A 19,505-nucleotide genomic window follows, 5' to 3' on the forward strand; every position below is an offset into this window, starting at 1 on the left:
GGATACGGCGCGGTTACTTTGACGACTTCGCAAGATTTTCACCCCGACCGGTGCTGCGACACCGCATAGTGAGTCGCCTTAGCCACCCACTTACGTTGCTCGGCGCGGCGTTCGCGCTGACGGCCGGCTGGGTCGCCGTCTTCCTGTCGGGCACGACCCTCGGGGCCGTCTCGACCGTCGCCGTCAGTGGCATCGCCGTCCTGGGGGCATCGTTCCTGCTCGCGTGGGGTGCCGAGACGGCGGAGAAGGACGTCCCGCGAGCGTTCGCCATCGCCGTGCTCGCGGTGCTTGCGGTCGCCCCGGAGTACGCCGTCGACGCCCTCTACGCCTGGAATGCCGGTGCCGGCGGTGCAACGATCGAGGCCTGTTCGCAACTGACGCCCGCGGAGATCGAGGCCGGGGCGACGCCGCTGGCTGAGGCCTGTCACAGCGCCAACCTCGCCGTCGCCAACATGACCGGCGCCAACCGCATCCTCATCGGGATCGGCTGGGCGGGCATCGCCCTGTTCACCGTCTGGCGGGCGGCGCAGACACGGGATCCCGCCGTGATCGACCGCGACGGCGTGCTCGCCGACGCCGTCCGGCTCGACCGGGACATCGCCACCGAGGTCGCCTTCCTCTTCCTCGCGACCGGCTGGGCCTTCCTCGTCCCGCTGGGCGGCGGCATCGGGGCCGTCGATACGGCCTTCCTCGTCGGGCTGTACGTCGCCTACATCGGGATCATCATCAAGGGCGACATCGAGGCCGGCGAGGAACACGTGGGCGTCCCCCACTACCTCCAGTCGTGGGAGACGCCGCTGCGCCAGTTCGCGGTCCTCTTCCTGTTCTTCTACTCGGGCGCGATGATCTTCACCGCCGTCGAGCCGTTCGCGCACGGCCTGGAGGAGATCGGCCTCCAGGCGGGGATCCCCTCCTTCTTCATGATCCAGTGGATCGCGCCGCTGGCCAGCGAATCCCCGGAGCTGATCGTCGTGGTCGTCCTCGTGAACAAGGCCCGCTCGACGGCCGGGTTCAACGCCCTGATCTCCTCGAAGCTCAACCAGTGGACGCTGCTGATCGGGACGCTGGCGGTCGTCTACTCGCTGTCGCTCGGCAGCTACAGCGTGCTCCCGTTCGACGCGAGGCAGTCCGCCGAGATCTGGATTACGGCTGCACAGTCGTACTTCGCGCTGGCGCTGCTGGTCAACTTCGAGATCAGCGTCCGCGAGGCCGTCGTCCTGTTCGTCCTGTTCGTCTCGCAGGTCCTGCTCGAGTTCCTGCTCATACGGGATCTGATCGTGTTGCCGCTGTCCTCTCACGATCTGCTGCTCGCGTACGCCGGTCTGTACGGCGTCCTCGGGACGGCCCTGTTCGTCGCCCGTCGTGACGCGCTGAAGACGATGCTCGGGCTCGCCGCCGACGCCGCGCGGACGGCGTTCGGCCGAGAGCCGGTCCACGAGGAGTTCGCCGACTGATGCTCGCCGTCGTCGTCTCCGAGGCGGACGAGGCCTCCGAGCGCATCGGCGAGCAGTTGCTCGACGTCGCCGACTGGCGGGAGGGGACCGACGACGACCGACCGCCAGCCGACGGCGGCGGGACCGTCTACCGCCGCGACGGCGTCGAACTGCGGACCTTCGAGAAGCTGCACATCTACCTCGACGACCCCGCAGACGCCTTCTCGGACCCGGACTTGCTGGTCTTTGCGTCGCGCCACGCCGGCGAGACCGGCCCGCTGCTGACCGCCCACCACACGGGGAACTTCGGACCGGCCGAGTACGGCGGCGAGGACGGGGCGCTGGCGCGCGCCTGCCCCTACGCGCATCGGCGCGTCGTCAACGCGCTGGCCGAGCACGCGCCCGACGGCTACGAGGTCGGGATGGAGGCGACACACCACGGCCCCAGCGACGTGGGCGTCCCGTCGATGTTCGTCGAGGTCGGCAGCGGCGAGGACGAGTGGCGCGACCCCGGAGCGGCGCGAGCCGTCGCCCGAGCCATCCTCGACCTCGCGGACGTCCCGCCCGACGCGCCCCGAGAAAACGCCGTGGGACGGAGTCCCACGAGCTCTCGTTCGGGGGCTCACGAGAACGGGTCCCGCCGCCACCTCGTCGGCCTCGGCGGCGGCCACTACGCGGCGCGCTTCGAGCGCGTCGTGCGGGAGACCGACTGGTCGGTCGGCCACGTCGCCCCGGACTGGGGGCTCGACGACATGGGCGACCCGCGTGAGAACACCGACGTGATCGAGCGGGCCTTCGAGGCGAGTGCGGCCGACCGCGCGCTCCTCGACGGCGACGGGTCGGACCTCCGGGAAGTCGTCCAGGAGCTGGGGTACGAGGTCGTCGGCGAGACGTGGGTGCGGGAGACGACGGGCGTCCCGCTGGGCCTCGTCGAGCGACTGGAGTCGGCCGTCGCGCCGGTCGACGAGGGCCTGCGGTTCGGCGAGCGCGCTCGCGTAGACGCAGCGGACTCCGATGGTATCGGACGCGACCCCGACGCGCCGGAGGAGTTCGCAGTCGTCCCCGCTGACGGCGACCTCCTCGACGAGGCGGCGGGGATCGACCGGGACGCAGCCCGCGACGCGGTAGCGGAGACGGCGCTCGCCTTCGTGACGGACGACAACGGGACGCGTCCGGTCGGTCCCCTCGCGCTCGCGGACGAAGGCGACGTCGACGACGTGGTCGACGCGCTCGCCGACCTCCTCCGGCGGAAGTACGACGCCGTCGAGCGGGACGGCGACGCCGTGCTCGCCCGCGAAACCGCGTTCGATCCGGACCTCGCACGCCAGCGCGGCGTCCCGGAGGGACCGAAGTTCGGCCGGCTCTCCGCGGGCGAACCGGTCGAGGTCGACGGCGAGGCGGTCCGGCCGGCCGACGTGACCCGCGAGCGGGAGCGCCGTTTTACGCTCCGGGATTGAACGGGTAATCGATCGTTACCCGCACTCCGGCGCGGTGACGGAGTCAGACGGTCGTCAGACGAGCAGGGGAAAGCTCTTAATGGTTCGTCCGTTATCGGCGGTTAAATTATGGACTCGATTATAGACGACGCCATCGACGAGGCCGAGGAGGAGCGAGGGGAGCCGGCCTCGTCGCCGGAGAAAGGCGAGGCTAGCACCGACGACGCGCGCGAGGACGTCAACACGTCCGGGACGATGACCGACGACGAGCTGGCGGACGTCGTCAAGGACCTCGAGACGAAGATCACCGTGGTCGGCTGTGGCGGCGCCGGCGGCAACACGGTCACCCGGATGATGGAGGAGGGCATCCACGGCGCCAAGCTCGTCGCCGCCAACACTGACGCCCAGCACCTCGCCGACGAGGTCAAGGCCGACACGAAGATCCTCATCGGCCGCAAGCGCACCGGCGGCCGCGGTGCGGGCTCGGTCCCGAAGATCGGCGAGGAGGCCGCCCAGGAGAACATCGAGGACATCCAGCAGTCCATCGACGGCTCGGACATGGTGTTCGTCACCGCCGGGCTCGGCGGCGGCACCGGCACCGGCGCCGCCCCCGTCGTCGCGCAGGCCGCCCAGGAGGCCGGCGCGCTGACCATCTCCATCGTCACTATCCCCTTCACCGCCGAGGGCGAGCGCCGCCGCGCCAACGCCGACGCCGGCCTCGAGCGCCTGCGTGCCGTCTCCGACACCGTCATCGTCGTGCCCAACGACCGCCTTCTCGATTACGCTCCCTCGATGCCGCTGCAGGACGCCTTCAAGATCTGCGACCGCGTCCTCATGCGCTCGGTCAAGGGCATGACCGAACTGATCACCAAGCCCGGCCTCGTCAACGTCGACTTCGCCGACGTCCGCACGATCATGGAGAACGGCGGCGTCGCCATGATCGGCCTCGGCGAGTCCGACTCCGAGAACAAGGCCCAGGACTCCATCCGCTCCGCGCTGCGCTCGCCGCTGCTGGACGTCGAGTTCGACGGCGCAAACTCCGCGCTGGTCAACGTCGTCGGCGGTCCCGACATGGCCATCGAGGAGGCCGAGGGCGTCGTCGAGGAGATCTACGACCGGATCGACCCCGACGCCCGCATCATCTGGGGCGCCTCCGTCAACCAGGACTTCGAGGGCAAGATGGAGACGATGATCGTCGTCACCGGCGTCGACAGCCCGCAGATCTACGGCCAGAGCGAGGCCGAGCAGGAGCAGGCCGCCCAGCAGCTCGGCGACGACATCGACTACGTGGAGTAACGCCCGTCGCGGTTCTTCTCCTTTCTACGTTCTCTGAGACGCGTCGCCGACCGCACCGGGCAGTCAGCCATCACAATATAGAAAAGCCCGGGTCGCAAACCGGGTCGCATGGACGTACCCTACGACCTGACCTCGTACGTGCGCGTGCTCAAGCTGGCGAGCACGCCGTCCTGGGAGGAGTTCTCCCGGGTCGCCCTCATCGCCGGCGCCGGTATCGTGCTCGTCGGCCTGATCGGTTTCGTCATCTTCGTGCTGATGAACTTCGTCCCCGGCAGCACTCCCGCGTAACCCATGGGCATCTACGCAGTCAAGACCACGGCCAGCCAGGAACGCACCGTCGCGGAGATGATCATCAACCGCGAGGAGCCGTCGATCCACGCCGCCCTCGCGCCGGACTCACTGACCAGCTACGTCATGGTCGAGGCGGACGACGAGAGCGTCTTCGAGCGCATCCTCGACGAGATCCCCCACGCCAACGGCGTGGTCCCCGGCGAGTCCTCCATCTCGGAGGTCGAGCACTTCCTCTCGCCCAAGCCCGACGTCGAGGGCATCGCCGAGGGCGACATCGTCGAGCTCATCGCCGGCCCGTTCAAGGGCGAGAAGGCGCAGGTCCAGCGCATCGACGAGGGCAAGGACCAGGTGACGGTGGAGCTGTACGAGGCGACTGTCCCGATTCCGGTGACCGTCCGCGGTGACCAGATCCGGGTTCTGGACAGCGAAGAGCGGTAGCATTCGCGCGACCGAAGGGAGCGCGGTTCACGGAACGCGCCTGTGGCGCGTTCCGCCTTTTGGCCACCGGGAGAGCTTCGCTCTCCCGAACCGTCGTTCGCTTCCCTCACGAGGACCGCGTTTTTCGAGGAGGGGTTCCCGCAGCGCGCTCTCCGAGCGCGCGAGGGGCCCGATGGAGGTAGCAGCGTGACTCCTGATAGAACGGGCTCTACGAGGACTACAGCGGAAACGGAGAACCGGACTACGCGGACCTCGTCCGGCTGTTTCAGTGGATCTGAGAGAGCGGGTCAGATGGATCCGTCGCCGCCCTCGAGCCGGTCGATGACCTCCCGGATGTCGGCGACCTCCTCGATGGTCTCCTTGGCGTTCTCCCGGCGACGGACCTCCGAGGCGTCGGCGTCGTAGGCCCGGACGTACTCCGCGCGGCTGTGCTCGTCGAAGGCGTGCCGGATGGCGAAGTAGCCGTCGGGGAGGACCGCACCGCAGACCTTGCACTCGATGCGGTCGTGGTCGGTCGACTGGTGGACGATGAGGTCCTCGACTCTGTCGAATACCTCCCCGTCGCCGTCTATCGCGCACTCCCAGCGTGGCATCGTCAGTTGGCAGGATAGGGCGGGTTAAAAGCGTTCTCCCCGCGGCGCAGAGCGTCGGCGCGTCCGTCGCTAGAATGGAAACCACTAACTCCGCTGTGGGGATAGAGGCTGGCGTGAGCGACGAGCAGTCCGGGACCGACGAGGGTTTTCGCGTCGACGTGCACGCGAAAGTGCTGGACGAGTCCGTCGTCGAGCGGGCCAAGGCCCGGGGCCTCGACGCGCTGGTGTACGCGCCCCACTTCACGCGCCTGCCGGAGATCCGGCGTGAGGCCGAACGGCACTCCGACGACGAACTGCGCGTGTTCCCGGCCCGGGAACTGTTCACGGGGTCGTGGCAGCACCGCCGGCACGTCCTCGCGGTGGGGCTGGACGACCCCGTCCCCGACTTCCTCACCCTGGACGCGACCATGGACGAACTGGAGCGGCAGGGCGCCGCCGTCCTCGTCCCGCATCCGGAGTTCCTGACGGTCAGTCTCGACACAGGTGAGATCAAGCGACACCGGGACCGGATCGACGCCGTCGAGGTGTACAACCCGAAGCACTTGCTTCACCACAACGAGCGGGCGAAGTCGCTGTCCGCGGCGTTCGACTTACCGCCGTTCGCGTCGTCGTACGCGCACCTGCGCGGGACCGTCGGGGAGGCCTGGACGACGTTCGAGGAGTCGTTCGAGACGGTCGGCGACCTGGCGGCGGCGCTGCGGGCCGACGCGCCCCGGCGCGTCTTTCACCGCGGGGGCGTCGAGCACCGCCTTCGCTGCGCGCTGGAGTTCGGACACCTCGGCTACGAGAACTCCTGGGAAAAGATCGACCGCCTGTTCCTCCAGGGGACCGAGGCGACACACCCCGACCACGTCGCCTACCAGGGCCGGTTCGACGACGTGAAGGTGTACTAGGCGAGGAGGCTCTGGAGGGTCTGGAACGTCTGCGCGGCCTCGGGCGGGACGTAGGCCGGGAGGACGTGGATCAGCACGGCCAGGCCGGCCAGTTCGAGTCCCGTGATCAGGACGGTGACGGTCTCAGCGCGGTCGCTGGAGGTGGTGACGCCGGTCGGGAAGCCGTACTCCTGGTCCCAGAGCGGGTAGAACAGCGCGATGCCACGCCGAGAGCCGACGATGTCGAGGACGTAGTGGGTGAGCACGCCCAGCCACACCCACTCGAGGTTGCCGAAGTAGTAGGGATAGGCGGCCACGATCAGCAGTACCGGCAGGTTGTGCAGCGTCTTCCGGTGGCGGCCGAAGGCGGTGTCCACGTCGGGGAACAGCGCCCCGAGGACGATCGGCACGAGGACCTCGGCGATCGTGACGAAGGTCACGACGTCGCCGGACGGTTCCAGGACGTACCCCACCCCGACGCTCAGGAGAACGGCGTTGAGGACGTGCCCGCGTTTGTTCATCACCGGAAGCGTGGCACTCGGTGGTGAAAACGCTACCCACTCGTTGCCTGACGGCGGTGTGATGCGACCGAGTTCGTCGCCGTCCGGCTACCAGTTCTCGACCGCGTCCAGCAGGTCGGACAGGGCCTGCCGTGCGATTCGCTCCTTGACCGTCGTCCGGTCGCCGTCGAACTCGTAACGCTGGACCGCCGTCCGCGAGTCCCCGCTGCCCCAGGGCGCGGCGTGCGCGACCGCGACGTACGCGGTCCCCACGGGCGTCTCCTCGGTCCCGCCGGTCGGACCGGCGATGCCCGTCGTCGCCACGCCCCACGTCGCGTCGGCCGTGTCCCGCACGCCGCGAGCCATCTGGCGGGCCACGGGTTCGCTGACGGCGCCGTGGTCGTCCAGCGCCTCCCGGGCGACGGCCAGCAGGTCGCGCTTGGCGTCGTAGGAGTAAGTCACGACCGAGCGGTCGAAGTAGTCGCTCGATCCCGGGACGTCGGTCACCAGCGACCCGATCAGCCCGCCGGTACAAGACTCGGCCACCGCGAGCGTGTCGTCGGCCTCGCGTAGCGCCACCCCGACGCGCTCCTCGACGGGCGCGCCCTCGTCGTCGGTCATGTGCGCCGGTAGGGAACGGGCCGCCATAACGGTTCGCGGGATCGGTCAGTAATGGGAAAGCGCGGGTTCCGGCCGTCGGCGGCGGGCGGGCGCGTCGGCCAGCAGTTATCCGGCCTGAGCGCGAACGTGTCGACATGGCAACTCGAACGACCCTCGGCTGGTCTCTCTTCACGTCCGGCATCGTCACTCTCCTGCTGATCGCCCTCCCCGGCGACTCGCTGTGGTGGGGACTCCTCCTGCTCGCGGCCGGGGTCGTCCTCCTGTACGAAGGAGTCTAACCCTGGACGCAGTCGGACGCGCACTGCCCGAGGCGAAAGACAGACGGACCGCTGCGTCCAGCGACCGATATGGACTACGAGACGCCGCAGTTCTTCCGGGTCATGCAGTACGCCCGGAACGCGGACCGGGACGTCGTCGACATGGTCTCGGGGAACCCGGACTGGGGTCCGCCGGAGGGGTTGCGCGACGGCCTCCGGGACTACGCCGAACTCGGCGCCGACGCGTACCAGTACCCCCCCAGCGTCGGCCTCGCGGAGCTCAGGACGGAGATCGCGGCGCGCCGGGACGTCGACCGGGACCGGGTCGTCGTCACCAACGGGGCCGGCGAGGCCAACCACCTGGCGATGGTCGGCGGCCTCGAACAGTTCCCCGGCGAGGAGATCCTGCTCACCGACCCGGTCTACCCGTACTACGCCGGGCGCGCGAACTTCGTCGGTGCGGACACCTCGTTCGTCCCGGTCGACGACGACGGCCGCCTCAACCCGGAGCGGGTCCGCGAGCGCGCCAGCGACGAGACGGCCGTCATCGTCGTCAACTCGCCGAACAACCCCACGGGCACCGTCTACGGCGCCGACGCGATGCGCGAGTTCGTCGCCGTCGCCGAGGAGTGCGACGCGCTGCTCGTCTCCGACGAGGTGTACGACCACTTCGACTACACCGGCCGGTTCGCGTCCGCACTCGAGTTCGACTCCCCGAACGTCGTCGCCACCAACTCGTTCTCGAAGACGATGGCGATCACCGGCCTGCGCGTCGGCTACGCCGTCTTCCCCGCCGAGGACGGGCCGAACGGCGACCTGCTCGACCAGGCTAGAACGCGGCACATGCTGACGAACGTCACGGGGTCCCGCCCAGCGCAGTACGCCGTCTTCAGAGCGCTCCGGACGACCCCGCCGGAGTACTACGCCGCCGCGCGCAACCGACTCGTCGACCGCGTCGACGCGTTCTGCGAGGCGCTGGACGCCGTGGGCGCCGAGTACAATCGCCCCGAGGGGAGCTTCTACGTGATGGCTCGCTTCGACGGGTTCCCGGGCACGTTCGAGAACGTGTACGAACTGATCGACGAAGCCGGCGTCGCGGGGATGCCCGGGACGGCGTTCGGCGAGTCCCGAAGCGAGTGGGTCCGCTTCGCTCTCGTCACGCCCCGCGTCGAGACGGCGGCGGACAGGCTGGCCGAGTACTTCGACTGAGAACCGACGGTCGGTCCACTGCGGACCGTCCGTTTCCGGACCGATTCTGGCGGCTCTCGCGGCTGTCTTCGCGTAGATGCGGGCTGGACGGCAGGTACGCCCAAATATGTAATTTACCCAACTAGTTAGGCAGACATCGCTTCGGCGTTCCCTCCGAAGTAACTGGCGGGTCACACAGATGAGACACCCAACGCGACGAACGATGCTCGCAACGGTCGGTGTTAGCACCCTCGGACTGACCGCGGGTAACGGTGCGGCCTCGGAGCACGAGGCCGACGACGAAGACGGCGACGGAGCGGACGACGAGGCGAACGGCGAGGCGGAGGCGATGGTCCGGGTCGCGCACCTCTCGCCGGACGCGCCGGCGGTCAACGTCTACGTGGACGCGCAGCCGGACGGAAACGAGCCCGCGGTCGCGGGCCTGGAGTTCACCGACGTGACCGGGTACCTCCCGCTCCCGGTCGGCGAACGCGAGGTGATCGTCACCGCTGCGGGCGACGACGAGCCGATATCGCCGACCCCGCTGACGCTCGAACTGGGCGAGGCGGCCTACACCGTCGCGGCGATCGGGAAGCTCGAACCGGACTGCGGCGTCCCCGCCTTCACGATCGACGTGCTCGTCGACGACCTCTCCCCGCTCGAGGACGGTACCGGTCGGGTCCGCGTCTACCACGCCGTTCCGGACGCGCCGGCCGTCGACGTCGGGGTCGGCCCGGTGGACGACCCGGAGCTGTTCCTCGCGAAGAGCCTCGTCTTCTCGAACTCGGGGCCGGACGCGAGCGTCGACGCCGGGACCTACCCGGTCACCGTCTACCCCGCCAACTGCCTCGACCCGGTGGCCGGACCGCTGGACGTCGAGGTCCGGGACGGGCAGGTCCTGACGGTCTTCGCGACGGGAACCTTCCAGACGGAGAGCGGCGATCCGTCGATAGAACCGGTACTCGCCTACGAGGAAGCCATGGCGGAGAACGGCGACGACAGCGACGACTCCGGTGACGGTTCCGACGAGGACTCCGGCGACCACTGACGGCGGTTTCGCAGACTGGGCGACCGCTCGCCGTCGGCTCGCTGGCCGTCGCTGTTCGCGCGGCCGGATTCGGACGACAGGCCACGCGGGTCGGGCTGTGCTCCGTCCTCTGGTCCCGCGTTGTATTTCATATTCGTAACCGAAACGCGGTGCCGCCGAGTCGGTCGACGGCGACGCTGACGGCCGCCGACCGTGCGCCGAGTCAGTTCGTCCGCTCCTGATGGGCGTGTATCTCGTCCAGATACGCAGACCACACCGCCTCCGGCTCCTCACAGGCGATGGAGGAGATGGACTCGCAGGCCTCGTAGCCCCACATGAACACGCTGTCGACGCCGGAGTCGAGGGCCGTCCGGGTCGCGGCCCGGACCTCGTCCTCCACGTCCGGCCCGAGCCGGAACCCCTGGATCCAGATCTGGCTCCGGAGGCCATGCTCGTCGGCCATGCGGGCCACCTTCTCCGAGAAGTAGCCGACGAACTCCTCGGGGCCCTCGGCCTCCTCGAAGACGCCCCAGTAGGGATCGGTCGCGAGCACGTCCAGGTCGTCGCTGCGGGCCAGGGGCTCCCACTCCGAGAGCCCGTGGTCGGCGTCCTCGCTGGGCAGCAGGCAGACGGCGTTGTCCGCGCCCTCCGCCTTGGTGATGCTCATCATCTCCTCGAGGAACGCCAGCAGTTCGTCGGCCTTGAACTCGCGCACCTCGTCGGTCTCCTCGCGGGGCATCTCGTGGCCGTATCGCTCCTCGAAGCGGTCCCGGCAGTGCTCGCAGCGACACCCCCAGACGCCGTCCTCGAACTCCTCGTCGTGCCACGAGGGGAGGAACCAGTGGGGCTCGTCCCAGAAGAGGACGTCCGCGCCCAGGCCGGCGGCGTCGCGGGTCCACTCGCGCATGAACTCGCGGAACTCGGGGTGGTTGAAACACGCCGCGGCGACCCGCCGGTCGTTCGAGAGCGTCTGTCGGGCCGCGGGGTTGCGCCCGATGAACTCCGAGAGCGCCTCGCCGCCGAACACGCGTCCCACGGACCACGGGTTGACGTACACTTCGAACCCGCGGTCGTGGCTCTCGGCGACGATGTCCTCCATCGTCCCCTGGTAGTACATCTGGTCCCGCTCGCTGAACGTGTGGAGGACGGCGTTCAGCCCGTCCACAGCGAACTGGTCGAGGTCCTCGGTCGCGTGTCGTCGATTCCGGACGCCGAAGTAACTGGTTCCGTATTCCATGTGTGACTGGTCGTCGTGCCGGACGACTATGAGGAGATTTTGTGGAAAGTAGAAAAATCTTCGGCCGGCTACGCCGGTCGTGTTTAGTTAGAAGCATTGTGCCAGCGAGCGAAACTCTGGAGCCAATTTTCGGCTGTTTCCGGCTCAACGTGGCTGAAGCAATTCGAGAACGACGAGGTTCGGCGCTTGAGTTCTCGAAAAATCCGTTCGATAACATTCCGATTTCCGTGGCGAGATATCTGAAATCGGAGGCCTACTCGTTGCAGTGCGGTTTGGAGGTGTTGGGCACCATCAACGAGAAATTCGGCTGTTTCGATGTCGTGTTTCTGCTGGAGTTCGTGGAGAAATATTTCGGTGAGAGCGGTGGTCGTCGTCGAAAAAAGCCGGATGTGCAGTAGTTCGTTTCTAGCGGGATCGCCGGCGGCGTACAGCCAGAATTGCTGATCGTTGATCCGAATCACCGTTTCGTCGATTGCAATCTAATTCGGTGATTTCCCTGATTCTGGCTGTAAATCGGCTTTCTGCACCCAATCGTGGATCGCTTTCCGCGACCGCTCGACACCCAGATCCTCGAGCAAATCGACGGTATTCGACAGCCCCGCAACGTGCGATTGAATACCCAGCATCATCGCCGGCTCGGGTGTCCGCTCGCGCTCCACAAAACCCAAATCTATCCAGTCGCTACTGCCGTTGAGGCGGGCGATTTCTGCCATGAACCAGCAAGAAATTCTCCCGCCTCACTTTTTACGCTTAACTAAACACGACCGCTACGCCGACCGATCGACTACCGGAACTCGCGTCGCACCTGTCGTTCCGATCGGACCGCGATCAGGGGCCGGCCTCTCGCTCGCGGTCGCTCTCGGCCTGCTCCTCGACGGGAATCTCGTGGGGTTCCTGCTGGCTACCGCCGCGGTGTCTGGTCCGGCCGTCGCCGCCCATCGGGAGCTTCCGCTGGAGGTCCTTCGCGATGTTCTCGACCTGGTGGCGGACGCTCCTGGCCTCGTCCTCGAACGTCTGGACGTTGCGGCGGACGTGGTGGACCCGGTCCCGCGGGATCTGGTGCATGAGGTCGTTGCCCTGGTCGTCGGTGTCCATCTTGACCATCCAGTGGTCGCGAGCGTACACAAGCTGCTCGTTGTCGAGGGTCTCTTCGACGACGCCTTCCTCCGGGTCCTCGTACACGATCGTGGCCTGGCCGAGTTCGAGTTCTTCCATACGAATCGGTAGGACGTCCGGACCCGTAACACCTTCGCCTGCCAACATTTTTCGCCTGCCAACGTTTCCGCCCCGTCCCGTCGTTGGCGTTCGCGTGGCCGCCGTCGCCCGTCGGGCGGCGATCCGGGGGTTGAAATCGGGGGACGCCCAACCCCGGCGTGATGCCCGAGACGGGGGAGCGCTGGCGGGAGTACTTCGCCTTCGACGAGCCCTACGACAACCAGGCCGACGCGATACGGCAGGCGATCCGCGCCGGCGAGTCGCGGGGCTACCTCGCGATGGAGGGGCCCTGCGGAACCGGGAAGACGATGGCCGCGCTCGCCGCGGGCGCGACCCTGGTCCGGGAGACCGACCTGTACGAGCGCATCGTCGTCGTCACGCCCGTCAAGCAGCAGCTCCAGCAGTTCGTCGAGGACCTGCGAGCGACCAACGCACGACTGGAGGACCCGCTCGACGGCGTCGCCCTCGTCGGCAAGCCCGACCTCTGCCCGTACGGCCGCGAGGGCGTCTTCCCCGACGACGTGGGCGTCCACGACCGCTGCGAGGACCTCCGGGAGAACACGGCCCGCCTCGTGGAGGCCGACGACGGGACGACGGAGCACGCCGCCGCCCCCGCCGCCATCGAGGCCGAACTCGACGACGACCAGTGGTGGGACCCGCAGGTCGCGAGCGACCTCGCGAAGGCAGCCCGCCCCGACGCGGCCGGCCAGCGGACCATCGGCGAGGACGCGCTGTCGACGGCCGGGGCGACCTCCCCCTACCGCGACATCCAGGTGACGGCGCCAGAGGAACTGGCCGAGGGCGACGATCCGCCGCTGTACTGCCCCTTCGAGGCCGACTGGTACGCCCGGAACACGGGCTCGCCCGTGAACTTCGACGCCGGCGAGGACAACGTCGTCACGCTCGACGACTACCTCCCCGCCGCGACGGAGCGGGGCACCTGCCCCCACCGCGTGATGAGCGTCATGCTGGAGCGGGCCGACGTCGTGATCGGCAACTACAACCACCTGTTCGATCCCAACACACGCCCGCTGGTCTCCTCGATCCTGGACGAAGACACGTTCGTCGTCGTCGACGAGGCCCACCGCCTGGAGGAGCGCGTGCGGGACCTGCTCTCCGACCGCGTCGGCAGGCAGACGCTGAAGCAGGCCCGCAACGACCTGAACACGCTGCTGCACCGCGCCCGGCAGAGCGACGAACACAAACAGCAGGTCCGGGAGGTGCTGGCCGCCCGCGAGGTCCCGCTCGAAGCGGTGGAGCGAGCCGAGACGTTCTACGGCGACGTGATCGAGTGGCTGGACGACCGCGTCCGCGACTTTCTCGACGGGGAGCACGAGGGCTGGCGCGCCGACCCGACGACGCTGCCCGAGATGGACCGCGAGGTTCCGCTGCGGGACCCGGAGACCGTCGAGCGCGACGACCTGACCGAGTGGGCCGAGCGGGAGGGCTACGACGGCGGACTCTGGCGGTCGCTGTCCAGCGTCGGCGCCGCCGTCGAGGACGTCGTCGACGAGCTCGGCCTGACCCGGTCGCCCGTCTGCGCCGCCGTCGGCGCAATCATGGGCTCGTGGTGGGAGCGCGACCACGCCGGCCACTTCCGGACGGTCGAACTCGAGCACGCCCCCGCCGACGAGCGCCACGTCGACGCCGACTACGAGGCCGCGTACACCCCCGGCCTCCTGCTGTACAACTGCATGCCCGCGCGAGCGCTCCGGAACGTCTTCGACGGCCTCGGCGGTGGCGTGCTGATGAGCGCCACGCTGGAACCGCTCGACGTGTTCACGCACGTCTCCGGGCTGGCCTTCTTGGAGGAGGGCGGCGAGGACCGCGACCCGCGGCCCGTCAGCGAGACGACCTACGACCTGACCTTCCCCGAGGGCAATCGCGCGTCGCTCTTGGTCGACTGCGAGCCCTTCACGGCGCGCAACCGCGGCGACCCCGAGGAGATGCGGCCGCTCGGCGGGAACTGGAACCCCACGCGCGACGAGTACGCCCACGCGCTGCGCTCGCTGGCCCGCTCGCCCGGCAACGTCATGATCGCCATGCCCAACTACCGCGAGGCGAAGTGGGCCGGGGCCTACCTGGACGACGCCGTCGACAAGGACGTCCTCGTCGACGAGTCCTCCAGCAACGAGGAGACCGACCGCCGGAAGGAGCGCTTTTTCGCCGGCCCCGGGAAGGTGCTGGTCACGAGCGCACGCGGGACGCTCACCGAGGGCGTCGACTACGACGGCGAGAAGCTCTCGACCTGCGCCGTGGTCGGCGTCCCGCTGGTCAACATCGGGTCGCCGCGCGTCCGCGCGGTGCGGCGCGCCTACGGCGACGCCTTCGGCGAGGACGTCGCATTCGAGTACGCGCTGACCGTGCCGGCCGTTCGCCGGGCGCGGCAGGCCATCGGACGGGTCATCCGCGGCACCGACGAGGTGGGCGTCCGCGCGTTCGTCGGCCGGCGCTACTGCCCTGGCGCCCGCCACTCCGTCTACGACTTTCTCCCCGAGGAGGAACGCGAGGAGTTCACCCGCATGACGCCGGACTTCCTCTCGGACCAGCTCACCGCGTTCTGGTCGGGCCGGGACTGAGACGAGCCGCCGCGCTCGACGGGCGAGGCCGCCGCGTCAACCGTCGCTATCGTCCGCACAGGCCAGTCCGAGGCGGACGGGGTGCGTGCGTCGGGCGCTCCTGTACGCAATCTTTGATGGTGTTTCTGACACGTAATGCAGCCAATCGTTCGGGCGATAACGGCGTCCGCGCTCCGGATGCACCTCGCCGAATCCCCCGGCTACAGGCGGAGCGCCGAAGGTACCACCTGTCTTACAGTGTCGACGACGAAAAAGAATGCAGAAAGACTATATGGTGGCGTGTCAGTTAGCCAATGGATGCCCGAGTGCCAGAACTGCGGTGAGTTCGTAACGGAGCAGTACGTTCGGGTCTTCACGCCCGAAGGACACGAAGGGCCGAGGGTGTGTCCCTACTGCGAGGACAAGCTTCGCGACGGCGCCGACGTCCGCGAGGCCCGCTCGTCCCGTCAATAGCCCCCCGGTCCCCGCTCTTTTCGGGAAGTACACAAGCCGCGACCGCATAGCGGTGCGCATGACCGACATCGACGTCGAGGCGGTCGACGAGATCGACGCGCCGGCGGGAGTCGACGCCCCCGAGTACGTGCTCTACGGCGGCAAGGGCGGCGTGGGAAAGACGACGATGGCGGCGGCGACGGCGATGGCCAGCGCGCGCGACGGCACGCCGACGCTGGTCGTCTCGACCGACCCCGCACACTCCCTCTCCGACACGCTGGAGGTAGCGGTGCCCGCGGAGCCGGCCAGGGTCCGCGAGGACGTCCCGCTCTACGCGGCCGAGATCGACCCCGAGGCGGCCGTCGGGGACGGCCTGTTCGGCACCGACGCCGACCTCGGCGGCATCGAGAACCTGCTGGGCGGTCCGGAGAGCGAGGGCGCTGACCCCCTCTCGGGGTCGATGCCCGGCTCCGACGAGGCGGCCGCGATGCGGCTCCTTCTGGAGTACATGGACGACGAGCGCTTCGAGCGCGTGGTGATCGACACCGCGCCGACCGGCCACACGCTCCGCCTGCTGGAGCTGCCGGAGGCGATGGACTCGATGCTGGGGAAGGTCCTGATGCTCAAGGAGCGCCTCTCCGGGATGATGGACGGACTCGGCGGGCTGTTCGGCGACGAGAACGCCGACGTCGACGCCGACGCCGAGATGCGCGACCTGGAGGCGATGCGCGAGAAGATCGAGCGCCTGCGCGACGTCCTGCGGGATCCGACCAAGACGGACTTCCGGGTCGTGCTCGTGCCCGAGGAGCTGTCGGTCGTGGAGTCCGAACGCCTGCTGGACCGGCTGGACTCCTTCGGCGTGCCCGTGGGGACGGTCGTCGTCAACCGCGTCCTCCAGGACCTCGGCGACGTCGTCGACGCGGACGTCCCCGAGGGATACGTCGGGCCGAACCACGAGGACTGCGAGTTCTGCGCCCGTCGCTGGTCGGTTCAGCAGGAGGCGCTGGCCCGCTCGCAGGATCTCTTCCGCGGGCGCGACGTCCGCCGGGTCCCGCTGCTGGCCGAGGAGGTCCGCGGCGAGGACCTGCTGGCCGTCGTCGGGGCCTGTCTGGGGCCCGAGCGGGCGTCGGAGAATCGATAGCCGGACACTACTCGCTGCGACTGGTGCGGAACTCCGAGAGCTTCCGCGCGACGGAGAGCGCGGTGTCGCGCCAGCGCGCGGGCACGTGCCGGGCCAGCATGGCGTACTTCGCGAACTGCCCGACGGGATAGCGCGGCTCGGGGTTCGAGGCCTGGGCCGCGTCTCGGATGGTCAGCGCCACGTCCCGCGGCGGGATGGACACCGCCTCGCCCCCGATCATCTCCGCGTCGTCGTAGAGGTCGTAGAGCCAGTCGTAGTCCGGCGAGCGGTCGGCCTCGGCCAGCGTGCTCATGGCGCGGTCCTCGAACTGGGTGTCGACCGGACCGGGTTCGACGAGGACGACGTCGACGCCCTCGCTCTTGACCTCGGCCCGGAGGGCGTCGCTCATCCCCTCCAGGGCGAACTTCGAGCCGGCGTAGACGCCGTTGCCGGGCGTGGCGAGCCGTCCGGTGACGCTGGAGAGGTTGATGATCGTCCCCTCGCCGCGGTCCCGCATGTGCGGGAGGACCTCGCGGACCAGCCGGTGCGGGCCGTAGACGTTGACGTCGAACTGCTCGTGGACGACCCCCGTCGGAACGTCCTCGACCGGGCCGAACTGGCCGTACCCGGCGTTGTTGACGAGGCAGTCGAGGCGCCCCTCCTCGGCGAGCAGTTCGTCGACGACGGCCTCGACCTCGCGCGGATCGGTCACGTCCAGTTCCGCCGTCGCGCAGCCCTCCGCGGCGAGGTCCGACACGTCCTCCTCGTCCCGGGCGGTCGCCCAGACGCGCCACTCGTCTTCGAGAAACGCCGCCGCCGTCTCCCGACCGATGCCCGAGGAACAACCGGTGATCAACACCGTCTTCGTCATGTCAGTCTAGACGCACGCCAGGCAGGTAAAGCCATCCGTCGCGGCGAACCGCACGGCCGCCAGCGCGGCTAACCGCGCGGAACCGACGCGGCGGCTGTAACTTCGTCGACGTATCCGCAAGCCGGCGCGGGGACCCCCTCCGTCGCTTCCGGTCGGCGGCGTCAGTTACTCTCGGCCTTCACCTCGTCGGCGTAGCTGTCCGCGAGCCTGGTCGGCTCCGGGAGCTTGTAGCCGGCGGTACAGCCCTCGACGAGGTCGGCGGCCGTCTCGGCGCCGACGCGATGGCCTGGGCTGACGTACAGCGGGTTGACGTGACGGTTCCCGGACTCGTACTGGCGGGTCTGAACGGCGTAGCCGATGAGCGTCCCCGGGTCGGCCGTCTCGACGCCGTCGTCGGCCTCGATGCCGACGCGCGCGCCGACCGGGAGCTTCCGGTCCAGCGACGCCCGCGGCGTGCCACAGAGCAGGCTCTTGGCGACCCCGACCGCCGGCAGGTCCAGCATCACTCCGACGTGCGTCGCCAGCCCGGCCTCCCGGAAGTGGATCCGCCCGCTCCCGTCGACGAGCGCGAGGTCGGGGTCGCGCTCCAGTTCGTCGAAGGCCGCCAGGATCGCGCCGCCCTCGCGGAAGGACAGCAGTCCCGGGACGTAGGGGATCTCCGTCTCGACTGCGGCGTGGACCCGTTCGACGACCTCGTTCCCCTGCGAGACGACGATAGCGGAGACCGCGTAGTCGTCGACGAACGCCTGGTCGACGCCGGCGACCAGCGGCGACTCGGCGGCGGCCGCTCCGTCGCCGCCGTCGGCGGTATCGCCGGCCTGCCCGAGTCGTTGCTGGTCGGGGTCGCCGCAGACGGCCGCGGGGTCGACCGGCAGGTCGTCCTCGAAGACGGCGTCGGCGGCGAGTTCGCGCTGGAGGGCTTCCATCTCCTCGCGCGAGAGCGACGGGTCGGGGACGTACTCGGGGCGGACCGGCTCCATGGTTTACACTGCCGGCCGTGCGTCCGTAAAGCATTTCGACGCCACGGAGGGGCAAAGCGGATCAGGAAGCGGCGGTCGGCAATTTCAGAAGGGCCCGCGACCGCGACCGGGGCCGCCGGGGCCACCCGGACCGCCGGGACCGCGGCCGCCGCCGAACTCCAGGGACTGGGGCGCCCGACGCCGTCCCTTCACGCGGTTGCCGTACCAGAGTCCGATCAGGAGGCCGATGAGGTGGGCGCCGTCGGCGATGCCCTGGCCGGAGAACGGGGTCGCCAGGCCGAAGACGCCGCCGATGCTGAGCAGGAAGTAGAAGCCGGTGATGACCCAGATCGGCACGGGAATCAGGAAGTAGAGGTAGACGCGCAGGTCTGGGTTCAGCACCGTCAGGACCGCCATGATCGCCAGGCCGGCGCCGCTGGCCCCGACGACGCCCGCCCCGGGAACGTAGTCCGCCCCCAGCAGCGCAGGGGTCTGGGCAATCATGATTGCGATCTGGCCGAGCGACGCGAGGATCCCGGCACCGAGGAACAGCAGCGTGAACTGCTTCGTTCCGACGTAGCGCTCGACGATCCGGCCGAAGAAGAAGATCACGATGGCGTTCCCGGCCAGGTGGCCGATGCCCCCGTGTGCGAAGATGGAGGTGATCCACGTCCAGACGTACTCGGGGTGGGTCGCCTTGAGGACGAACAGGGCGTCGTGGACGCGGGGTCCGGCGACCGTCTGGACGACGCCCTGGAGGACGAACGTGATCCCCATCAGTGCGAGGAACACGTAGGTCATGTTCCCCCGGAAGTAGGCCGTGAGGCCGCCCGGCCCCGACAGGCTCGGAAGCCGATCGCCCAGTCCGGACTCCTGGCGCGGCTGGGTCGTCGAGACGCTGTCGTCGAAGCCGCTGTCGAAGACCCCGTCAGGGTCGCCCCAGTCGTTCAGCCCCGGGCAGTCGTGTGCCTCCGGCAGCCGGTGTTCGCCGCAGAAGGTCCCCCCACACCGGTCACACTGGTACGGCATGTTCTCTTCCCTGCCGCACACGTCGCACGTCGACATTGAGAGGGTCTAACGGAGGGCGGTGCAAAGGGATTGTGCTTGGCACGAGGACGCGAGCCGCGAGGCTCCGACCGC

General features: G+C 69.0%; 20 protein-coding genes and 1 pseudogene. 12 read left to right on the forward strand and 9 right to left on the reverse strand.

Annotation, left to right across the window (positions count from 1 at the left end; all coding sequences use genetic code 11):
- Nucleotides 1-68 precede the first annotated feature (68 nt).
- From LCY71_RS13870 to LCY71_RS13890, 5 genes are all read left to right on the forward strand, one after another.
- The gene (locus LCY71_RS13870; protein WP_225333742.1) at nt 69-1,454 is read left to right on the forward strand and encodes a calcium:cation antiporter family protein; all 1,386 of its coding nucleotides are present in this window, start codon (nt 69-71) and stop codon (nt 1,452-1,454) included.
- Nucleotides 1,454-2,890, forward strand: coding sequence for a D-aminoacyl-tRNA deacylase (locus tag LCY71_RS13875; protein WP_225333743.1), 1,437 nt, complete (start codon nt 1,454-1,456; stop codon nt 2,888-2,890). Before LCY71_RS13870 ends, LCY71_RS13875 begins: the two co-directional genes overlap by 1 nt.
- 108 nt (nt 2,891-2,998) lie before the next feature.
- Nucleotides 2,999-4,165 carry a cell division protein FtsZ gene (ftsZ, locus tag LCY71_RS13880; protein WP_225333744.1) on the forward strand — a complete coding sequence of 389 codons (1,167 nt, stop codon included), beginning with the start codon at nt 2,999-3,001 and terminating at the stop codon, nt 4,163-4,165.
- A gap of 108 nt (nt 4,166-4,273) precedes the next feature.
- On the forward strand, nt 4,274-4,453 hold the full coding sequence (locus LCY71_RS13885; protein WP_225333745.1) for a protein translocase SEC61 complex subunit gamma: 180 nt from the start codon (nt 4,274-4,276) through the stop codon (nt 4,451-4,453).
- A gap of 3 nt (nt 4,454-4,456) precedes the next feature.
- Complete coding sequence (locus tag LCY71_RS13890) at nt 4,457-4,894, forward strand: transcription elongation factor Spt5 (protein WP_225333746.1); 438 nt, start codon at nt 4,457-4,459, stop codon at nt 4,892-4,894.
- 287 nt (nt 4,895-5,181) lie between these two features.
- Here LCY71_RS13890 and LCY71_RS13895 read toward each other — a convergent pair whose 3' ends face one another.
- Nucleotides 5,182-5,487, reverse strand: a complete 306-nt coding sequence (locus tag LCY71_RS13895; protein WP_225333747.1) for a DUF7565 family protein — start codon at nt 5,485-5,487, stop codon at nt 5,182-5,184.
- Nucleotides 5,488-5,600: 113 nt separating this feature from the next.
- On the opposite strand from LCY71_RS13895, the gene LCY71_RS13900 reads away from it, so the two are divergent.
- On the forward strand, nt 5,601-6,380 hold the full coding sequence (locus LCY71_RS13900; RefSeq protein WP_225333748.1) for a PHP domain-containing protein: 780 nt from the start codon (nt 5,601-5,603) through the stop codon (nt 6,378-6,380).
- Here LCY71_RS13900 and LCY71_RS13905 read toward each other — a convergent pair.
- Together LCY71_RS13905 and LCY71_RS13910 are read right to left on the reverse strand one after the other, a co-directional pair.
- Nucleotides 6,377-6,880, reverse strand: coding sequence for a metal-dependent hydrolase (locus LCY71_RS13905; RefSeq protein WP_225333749.1), 504 nt, complete (start codon nt 6,878-6,880; stop codon nt 6,377-6,379). The genes LCY71_RS13900 and LCY71_RS13905 overlap by 4 nt on opposite strands.
- Nucleotides 6,881-6,967: 87 nt before the next feature.
- Nucleotides 6,968-7,480 carry a CinA family protein gene (locus LCY71_RS13910; protein ID WP_225333750.1) on the reverse strand — a complete coding sequence of 171 codons (513 nt, stop codon included), beginning with the start codon at nt 7,478-7,480 and terminating at the stop codon, nt 6,968-6,970.
- Nucleotides 7,481-7,614: 134 nt separating this feature from the next.
- On the opposite strand from LCY71_RS13910, the gene LCY71_RS13915 reads away from it, so the two are divergent.
- From LCY71_RS13915 to LCY71_RS13925, 3 genes are all read left to right on the forward strand, one after another.
- The gene (locus LCY71_RS13915) at nt 7,615-7,758 is read left to right on the forward strand and encodes a hypothetical protein (RefSeq protein WP_225333751.1); all 144 of its coding nucleotides are present in this window, start codon (nt 7,615-7,617) and stop codon (nt 7,756-7,758) included.
- 69 nt (nt 7,759-7,827) lie between these two features.
- The gene (locus LCY71_RS13920; protein WP_225333752.1) at nt 7,828-8,946 is read left to right on the forward strand and encodes a pyridoxal phosphate-dependent aminotransferase; all 1,119 of its coding nucleotides are present in this window, start codon (nt 7,828-7,830) and stop codon (nt 8,944-8,946) included.
- Nucleotides 8,947-9,148: 202 nt separating this feature from the next.
- Nucleotides 9,149-9,973 carry a DUF4397 domain-containing protein gene (locus LCY71_RS13925; RefSeq protein ID WP_225333753.1) on the forward strand — a complete coding sequence of 275 codons (825 nt, stop codon included), beginning with the start codon at nt 9,149-9,151 and terminating at the stop codon, nt 9,971-9,973.
- A gap of 202 nt (nt 9,974-10,175) precedes the next feature.
- Here the strand turns inward: LCY71_RS13925 and LCY71_RS13930 are convergent, their stop codons facing one another.
- From LCY71_RS13930 to LCY71_RS13940, 3 genes and pseudogenes are all read right to left on the reverse strand, one after another.
- Nucleotides 10,176-11,189, reverse strand: a complete 1,014-nt coding sequence (locus LCY71_RS13930) for a hypothetical protein (protein WP_225333754.1) — start codon at nt 11,187-11,189, stop codon at nt 10,176-10,178.
- An 83-nt stretch (nt 11,190-11,272) separates the two neighbouring features.
- A pseudogene (locus LCY71_RS13935) lies at nt 11,273-11,902 on the reverse strand (IS6 family transposase).
- Nucleotides 11,903-12,017: 115 nt separating this feature from the next.
- Nucleotides 12,018-12,404 carry a hypothetical protein gene (locus LCY71_RS13940; RefSeq protein WP_225333755.1) on the reverse strand — a complete coding sequence of 129 codons (387 nt, stop codon included), beginning with the start codon at nt 12,402-12,404 and terminating at the stop codon, nt 12,018-12,020.
- A gap of 161 nt (nt 12,405-12,565) precedes the next feature.
- On the opposite strand from LCY71_RS13940, the gene LCY71_RS13945 reads away from it, so the two are divergent.
- The 3 genes from LCY71_RS13945 to LCY71_RS13955 all read left to right on the forward strand — a co-directional run bounded on the left by LCY71_RS13945 (nt 12,566) and on the right by LCY71_RS13955 (nt 16,556).
- Nucleotides 12,566-14,983, forward strand: coding sequence for an ATP-dependent DNA helicase (locus tag LCY71_RS13945; protein WP_225333756.1), 2,418 nt, complete (start codon nt 12,566-12,568; stop codon nt 14,981-14,983).
- Nucleotides 14,984-15,280: 297 nt separating this feature from the next.
- Nucleotides 15,281-15,436: a DUF7563 family protein gene (locus LCY71_RS13950; RefSeq protein WP_225333757.1), complete on the forward strand. Its 156-nt coding sequence runs from the start codon at nt 15,281-15,283 to the stop codon at nt 15,434-15,436.
- A 58-nt stretch (nt 15,437-15,494) separates the two neighbouring features.
- Entirely contained in the window at nt 15,495-16,556 is a 1,062-nt protein-coding gene (locus LCY71_RS13955; protein WP_225333758.1) for an ArsA family ATPase, read from the forward strand.
- A gap of 7 nt (nt 16,557-16,563) precedes the next feature.
- Here the strand turns inward: LCY71_RS13955 and LCY71_RS13960 are convergent, their stop codons facing one another.
- The 3 genes from LCY71_RS13960 to LCY71_RS13970 form a co-directional block, all read right to left on the reverse strand.
- Nucleotides 16,564-17,406, reverse strand: coding sequence for an SDR family oxidoreductase (locus LCY71_RS13960; RefSeq protein WP_225333759.1), 843 nt, complete (start codon nt 17,404-17,406; stop codon nt 16,564-16,566).
- Nucleotides 17,407-17,567: 161 nt separating this feature from the next.
- Nucleotides 17,568-18,386: an endonuclease V gene (locus LCY71_RS13965; RefSeq protein WP_225333760.1), complete on the reverse strand. Its 819-nt coding sequence runs from the start codon at nt 18,384-18,386 to the stop codon at nt 17,568-17,570.
- 84 nt (nt 18,387-18,470) lie between these two features.
- A complete protein-coding gene (locus LCY71_RS13970) occupies nt 18,471-19,430 on the reverse strand; it encodes a rhomboid family intramembrane serine protease (protein WP_225333761.1) in 960 nt (319 codons plus the stop codon).
- Nucleotides 19,431-19,505 lie beyond the last annotated feature (75 nt).

The sequence above is a fragment of the Halomicrobium urmianum genome (genome assembly GCF_020217425.1).
Lineage (GTDB): Archaea > Halobacteriota > Halobacteria > Halobacteriales > Haloarculaceae > Halomicrobium > Halomicrobium urmianum.

Excerpts from the sequence above, each read along its gene's own strand:
- LCY71_RS13875 (WP_225333743.1), top strand. The coding sequence starts at position 1,454 with ATGCTCGCCGTCGTCGTCTCCGAGGCGGACGAGGCCTCCGAGCGCATC.
- ftsZ (WP_225333744.1), top strand. The coding sequence starts at position 2,999 with ATGGACTCGATTATAGACGACGCCATCGACGAGGCCGAGGAGGAGCGA.
- LCY71_RS13885 (WP_225333745.1), top strand. The coding sequence starts at position 4,274 with ATGGACGTACCCTACGACCTGACCTCGTACGTGCGCGTGCTCAAGCTG.
- LCY71_RS13890 (WP_225333746.1), top strand. The coding sequence starts at position 4,457 with ATGGGCATCTACGCAGTCAAGACCACGGCCAGCCAGGAACGCACCGTC.
- LCY71_RS13895 (WP_225333747.1), bottom strand. The coding sequence starts at position 5,487 with ATGCCACGCTGGGAGTGCGCGATAGACGGCGACGGGGAGGTATTCGAC.
- LCY71_RS13905 (WP_225333749.1), bottom strand. The coding sequence starts at position 6,880 with ATGAACAAACGCGGGCACGTCCTCAACGCCGTTCTCCTGAGCGTCGGG.
- LCY71_RS13910 (WP_225333750.1), bottom strand. The coding sequence starts at position 7,480 with ATGACCGACGACGAGGGCGCGCCCGTCGAGGAGCGCGTCGGGGTGGCG.
- LCY71_RS13915 (WP_225333751.1), top strand. The coding sequence starts at position 7,615 with ATGGCAACTCGAACGACCCTCGGCTGGTCTCTCTTCACGTCCGGCATC.
- LCY71_RS13920 (WP_225333752.1), top strand. The coding sequence starts at position 7,828 with ATGGACTACGAGACGCCGCAGTTCTTCCGGGTCATGCAGTACGCCCGG.
- LCY71_RS13925 (WP_225333753.1), top strand. The coding sequence starts at position 9,149 with ATGCTCGCAACGGTCGGTGTTAGCACCCTCGGACTGACCGCGGGTAAC.
- LCY71_RS13930 (WP_225333754.1), bottom strand. The coding sequence starts at position 11,189 with ATGGAATACGGAACCAGTTACTTCGGCGTCCGGAATCGACGACACGCG.
- LCY71_RS13940 (WP_225333755.1), bottom strand. The coding sequence starts at position 12,404 with ATGGAAGAACTCGAACTCGGCCAGGCCACGATCGTGTACGAGGACCCG.
- LCY71_RS13945 (WP_225333756.1), top strand. The coding sequence starts at position 12,566 with ATGCCCGAGACGGGGGAGCGCTGGCGGGAGTACTTCGCCTTCGACGAG.
- LCY71_RS13950 (WP_225333757.1), top strand. The coding sequence starts at position 15,281 with ATGCCCGAGTGCCAGAACTGCGGTGAGTTCGTAACGGAGCAGTACGTT.
- LCY71_RS13955 (WP_225333758.1), top strand. The coding sequence starts at position 15,495 with ATGACCGACATCGACGTCGAGGCGGTCGACGAGATCGACGCGCCGGCG.
- LCY71_RS13960 (WP_225333759.1), bottom strand. The coding sequence starts at position 17,406 with ATGACGAAGACGGTGTTGATCACCGGTTGTTCCTCGGGCATCGGTCGG.
- LCY71_RS13965 (WP_225333760.1), bottom strand. The coding sequence starts at position 18,386 with ATGGAGCCGGTCCGCCCCGAGTACGTCCCCGACCCGTCGCTCTCGCGC.
- LCY71_RS13970 (WP_225333761.1), bottom strand. The coding sequence starts at position 19,430 with ATGTCGACGTGCGACGTGTGCGGCAGGGAAGAGAACATGCCGTACCAG.